This is a genomic window from Albidovulum sp. (assembly GCF_049646345.1).
Taxonomy (GTDB): Bacteria; Pseudomonadota; Alphaproteobacteria; order Rhodobacterales; family Rhodobacteraceae; genus Albidovulum.
The window spans coordinates 1-3,235 of sequence record NZ_JBARVQ010000270.1 but is presented as its reverse complement, the minus strand read 5'-3'; the positions used below and the strand labels follow the sequence as shown (position 1 = coordinate 3,235).

Genomic DNA, 3,235 nt, shown 5'->3' with positions numbered 1-3,235 from the left:
GCTCTACACTTGTAGACCTGTCCCGGCCGACTGAAGTCGAGCAGCAGTGGCTGAATATCGAACTGACGGCCGAGCTGGCGCGCCACGCCCGCGCGCAGGAGCCTGCGGGTGTCACCATCTCATTGGGCGGTGAGATCGGTGAAGTCGGCGATGCGAACTCTACCGTGGCCGAGGTTGACGCCTTTTTGCAGGGTGTGGCCGCAAATCTCGGCCCGGACATATCAGGGCTGTCCAAGCTGTCGATTCAGTCTGGCACGCGCCATGGCGGCAACGTGCTGGCGGACGGCAGTTTCGGCGATATGAATGTCGATTTCGCACTGATCTCTGATCTATCCGCCGCGTGCCGTGCCAATGGCGGGCTGGCGGGCTGCGTGCAGCACGGTGCTTCGATGCTGAGCCTGCAAAGGATCGCCCGACTGCCCGAGGCCGGCTGTATCGAGGTTCACCTGGCGGCTGCTTTCCTGAACGCCGTCTACGATCATTTGCCCCGTGACCTCGTGGCGCAGGCCGATAGCTGGATCAAAGACGGTTTTGCCGAAGAATGGAAACCCGGCTGGAGCGAGGCCCAGTTCCTGCACCATGCGCGCCGCTATCCGATTGGGACGTTCAAGCAGGCCTGGTGGGGGGCGACATCAGTTTATGACGACATTCGCGCGGCGGTACGTGACAAGGCGACCGCCTACTTTATCGCGCTGAATGTCAGTGGTACGCGCATGCTTGTGTCCCAAACGATTGCGTACATACCGGACAATTGGCAGGGGCCAGCCACCCCTTACCGTCGGGACAACGATGAAGCTATCATCTGCGATCTGGCCAGCTAGTCGGGACGCGCGCATTGAAAGCAGCAGTTCTCAAGGAATGGAGACGGGTCAACGTGGCCGATCTTCCCACGCCCGTTCCCGGTCCGGGAGAGGTTTTGATCGATGTGGCCTTTGCCGGGATCTGCGGTTCGGATGTTCATATCTACAACGGCGACAACCCGATCGCGCGCGCGCCGGTCATACCCGGTCACGAATTTGCAGGCCGGGTCATGGGGCTTGGCGACGGTGTGGAGGGGCTGGCCTTGGGAACCCGGGCGGCTATCCAGCCGCTGATCTTTTGCGGATGCTGCACAGCCTGCAGGCGGGGGGCTTCCCATGTATGTGAAAAGCTGATCGTGATCGGCGTGAACCAAGATGGCGGTTTTGCCGAACAGGTTGTGGTTCCGGTGGATTGCGTGTTCCCCATTCCTGATGACCTGCCAGATGAAACCGCTGCGCTGGCCGAGCCTTTTTCCATTGCGACGCATTCGCTCAAACGTGGGGATGTATCACCGTCTGACCGCGTGCTGGTCATCGGGGCAGGCCCGATTGGCTTGTACTGTGCGCTGACAGCCCGCCACATGGGGGCCGCGCAGGTACATGTGTCGGAACCCAACCCGAAGCGGCGCGCGGTGGCCGAGGCTTTCGGGATCACCGCCACCGACCCGACCCGAAGCGAGGCCCTGCAGGAATTGCGCGCCGCCACCGCAGCAGAGGGTTTCGACCTTGTGATGGAAACCTCGGGGACGGCGGCGGGATTTGCGACCGCCACCGAAGCCGCCGCTGTTCAGGGTCGCGTCGTTGTTCTGGGATTTCCCAAAGGCGGGCGGAGCGAAATCCACATCACCCGCTGCATTATCAAGGAGCTGTCGCTGATCGGCAGCCGCGTCTGCACGCGGCAGGAGTTTCAGGACACCCTCGATATGTTGACCGCATGGCATCGCGGGGGTGATGTTGACTTCCAGCGACTGATCGCAACCGCGCGGTCACTGGCCGATCTGGACCGATCTATCCGCGATGTGGAAACAGGCGCGCAGACAACGAAAATCCTGATCAAACCGGTTTGAGGGCGATGACGGACACCCTTTTCGTGTTTCAGGGGGGCGGTCCCACCGCAGTCATCAATGCGACGCTCGCCGGATTGCTCGAAACGGCTCGTGGCCGGTATTCAAAGGTGTTTGGTCTGCGGCATAGTCTTGAGCTTTCCGGAGTGCAGGCACCTGTCGATCTGACGGGCCTGACCGGGTCCGATGCGGCGGATGCGCGGGCACGTCTGGCCCGTACGCCCGGCGCATATCTGGGATCCAGCCGGGTCAGGGTGACCGAGGCGCAGCTTTCCGCGCTGCTTGAGGCAATGGAGGCGCATCATGCCCGCCACATTCTTGGCATCGGCGGCAATGGCAGCATGTTTGCACTCCAGCAACTGTCAGAGCTTGCAGAGACCCGGGGGATCGATCTTTGCACAGTCGGCGCACCGAAGACCGTCGACAATGATCTGCCCGGCGTAGCCTTTGCCCCCGGATACGGAAGTGCGGCGCGCTTTGTCGCTCTGGCCGTGCGCGATTTCGACTGCGATTTTCGCGCCATGCAGACCTTCGACGATGTGACGATTCTTGAAACGATGGGGCGCGACACCGGCTGGCTTGCCGCGGCCTCAGTGTTGTTGAAGGAAAACCGGGCGGATGCCCCGCACATCGTTCTGATCCCCGAACGTCCGGTAGACGAGGCCGCCTTGCTGAGGCGTGTAGCCGAACTGCACCGTGACCTCGGCCGGGTGTTCATCGTCACCAACGAAATGCTGACAGCCCCGGACGGTACGATCCTCGGCGCCGAAGCGCAGGACGGCCCGGTCGATGGGTTGGGTCGGACCATGTATTCGCTGTCGACAGGCACAGGGAACTACTTTGCCCGCCGGATCTGGACCGAGCTCGGCCTGCAGGCGCGGTGCCTCAGGCCCGGCAGTCTTGGCCGGGCAATGACCTGCTGCGTGTCCGAACCTGACCACGAACTGGCTTTGCGCGTCGGGCGGGGCAGCGTCGGCCTGTTCGACCATGCGGGCGAGGCCGCGATCATGCTGACCGTGTCGCCGGATCTATGCCTCGGTTGGCAACCGGCCAAGGCGGGTATCGGTCGACGTCAGGTGCCCGAGATCTTCTTTGACGCTCAGGATGATTTCACTCTGAGCGATGAATTCACCCGCCGCAACCGTCACATCATCGGAGAGATCCAGCCGGTGCTTGCACGCCCTTGACCCTCCTAGCCGGGCCTGTGCCGGTGTCCGGTCAGCGGCGATATCCAGCGCCAACCGCCCGAGGAAAACCACATATGTGATTCCCCAAAACGCCGCCACGTCTGCCAATATCTGAGATCCAGGATCCGGAACGCACTGGGTGGTTCCGGCTTTGCGCAACCTGACCGGTGTGTTTTCACAGAAC

The 3,235-nt window shown here is 62.3% G+C and carries 3 protein-coding genes; all 3 read left to right on the top strand.

Features of this window, described 5'->3' with window-relative positions; translation table 11 throughout:
• Positions 1 to 821: hypothetical protein (locus WBB85_RS06455; RefSeq protein WP_432637804.1), on the top strand; the 821-nt coding region annotated here is incomplete at its 5' end.
• A 53-nt stretch (positions 822 to 874) separates the two neighbouring features.
• On the top strand, positions 875 to 1,867 hold the full coding sequence (locus WBB85_RS06450; RefSeq protein WP_432637803.1) for a zinc-dependent alcohol dehydrogenase: 993 nt from the start codon (positions 875 to 877) through the stop codon (positions 1,865 to 1,867).
• A gap of 5 nt (positions 1,868 to 1,872) precedes the next feature.
• Positions 1,873 to 3,051, top strand: a complete 1,179-nt coding sequence (locus WBB85_RS06445; protein ID WP_432637802.1) for a 6-phosphofructokinase — start codon at positions 1,873 to 1,875, stop codon at positions 3,049 to 3,051.
• The last annotated feature ends 184 nt before the right edge of the window (positions 3,052 to 3,235 follow it).